This is a genomic window from Segeticoccus rhizosphaerae, assembly GCF_005222685.1.
Taxonomy (GTDB): domain Bacteria; phylum Actinomycetota; class Actinomycetes; order Actinomycetales; family Dermatophilaceae; genus Segeticoccus; species Segeticoccus rhizosphaerae.
Map to the genome: position 1 here is coordinate 1 of NZ_SWMA01000086.1, position 1647 is coordinate 1647.

Consider the following 1647-nt stretch of genomic DNA (forward strand, 5'->3'; position numbering starts at 1 on the left):
CCTCGCCGTTTCATGGTTCGGGGGTTGACACGGGCCTGTAATGCACGGAAGTGCCTGTCCGGCACGGGAAACTTGGGATTACGACGTCACAAGTGATCTCGAGCGGAAGGCACTCCGTAGGTGAAGCGTAACCGGTTGTTCCCTGGTGTCCATGTCCGTGCCGATGCGACGGGGTGCGTGTCGCTGGCCGGCGCTCAGTTGTTGGTCGAGACCGCGCGGGTCAGCGGCCTGACCTCGGCGCTGAGCGAGCAGCTCGCGTGCTGGCGCAAGCCGATGGCGGTGCACGATCCGGGCAAGGTGATCACCGATCTGGCGGTGATGCTCGCGGTCGGGGGCGATTGCCCGGCTGATGTGACGTTGCTGCGGTCCGGGTCGGGGTTGTTCGGTCCGGTCGCCTCGACGGCCACGATCAGCCGGCTGATCGATACCCTCGCGGGCGCTGGGGACCAGGCACTGAGCGCGCTGCGCGCGGCTCGCGCGGCGGCGCGGGCCCAGGTGGTGCCCCGGACGCGGCAACCGGCCGCGGAATCGGATGACGAGGTGGTGGTGGACATCGACGCCACGCTGGTGACCGCGCACAGCGAGAAACAGGCCGCGGCACCGACCTACAAGCGCGGGTTCGGCTTCCACCCGTTGATGGCCTACGCCGATCACGGCGCGGGCGGCACCGGCGAGGGCTTGGCCGCGATCAACCGGCCCGGCAACGCCAACGCCGGCACCGCGACCGACCACCTGGCGATCCTGGACCTGATCGAACAGCAGCTCACGCCGGTTGAGCGTGACCGGTTGGTGATCCGCACCGACACCGCCGCCTGCACCCACGCGTTCTTGGACGCGCTGGAGCAGCGTGGGATCGACTACACGGTCGGGTTCTACGCCCGCGCCGACGTGGCCGCCGTGATCGAGGCCCTGCCGGCCTCGGCGTGGACCCCGGCGATCGACGCCGACGGCGTGCTACGGGACGGGGCGTGGGTAGCCGAGCTGACCGACCGGTTGCACCTGGACGGCTGGCCCGACCGGATGCGGGTGATCGCCCGCAAGGAACGCCCCCACCCCGGCGCGCAGCTGCGGTTGACCGACGTCGACGGGCACCGGATCACCTGCTTCGCGACCAACCACCCCGGCACCGACCTGCCTACCCTCGAGCTGCGTCAGCGGCGCCGCGCCCGCTGCGAGGACCGGATCCGTGCCGCGAAGGACACCGGGCTGCGTAACCTGCCCTACCACGACGCGGCGTCCAACCAGATCTGGATCGAGCTGGTCCTGCTGGCCCAGGACCTGACCGCCTGGATGCAGACCCTGGCTCTGACCGGGCAGCATGCCGTCGCCGAACCGAAGCGGCTGCGGCTACTGCTGTTCGGGATCGCCGCCAGGCTGATCCGTACCGGCCGGCGCACCATCTTGGACCTCGATGCCGCCTGGCCCTTCGCGGCCACCGTCGTCGCGGCCATCAACAGGCTACGAGCCCTGCCCGCGTCCGGATAGCAGGCCGGACGCGACCTTGCCCGCCCACGACCAGGAACCTCGGAGACCCGCCCACCGGCAGCGCCAGCCGGCACACACCCACGCTCTGACCCAGCTTCGCACCCCCGAACCCCGCCGCCGCCCAGAGCCCGCCCGTTCACCCAACCCGATGAAACGGTGAGG

General features: G+C 70.6%; 1 protein-coding gene. It reads left to right on the forward strand.

Features of this window, described 5'->3' with window-relative positions; genetic code table 11:
- Positions 1–120: 120 nt before the first annotated feature.
- A complete protein-coding gene (locus FCN22_RS21395; protein WP_137123585.1) occupies positions 121–1485 on the forward strand; it encodes an IS1380 family transposase in 1365 nt (454 codons plus the stop codon).
- Positions 1486–1647: the final 162 nt, after the last annotated feature.